At 69.1% G+C, this 223-nt stretch carries 1 pseudogene; it reads right to left on the bottom strand.

Features of this window, described 5'->3' with window-relative positions:
- Positions 1-223: pseudogene (locus E4K09_RS18095) on the bottom strand (hypothetical protein); the annotation flags it as partial.

Genomic DNA, 223 nt, shown 5'->3' with positions numbered 1-223 from the left:
TCGCTCGGGTCCACCGTGTCCCGGTCGGCCGTTCCGCTGCCATGCGCCACCCATGTTCCGCCGCAGGCCCGCACCACCGGCTCCAGGGCGGACACCAGCCCGCTCGCGGGACTCTGCAGGGAGATCTCGCCATCGGCCGTTCGGTTGTGGATGTAAGGCTCGCGGTTCGAGACCACGATCACCTCGGATCCCGACAATTCGTTGGAGAGGGCGGCACGCAGGG

The sequence above is a fragment of the Microvirga pakistanensis genome, from assembly GCF_004458765.1.
Taxonomy (GTDB): domain Bacteria; phylum Pseudomonadota; class Alphaproteobacteria; order Rhizobiales; family Beijerinckiaceae; genus Microvirga; species Microvirga pakistanensis.
This window is presented reverse-complemented; position numbering and strand designations above follow the sequence as displayed.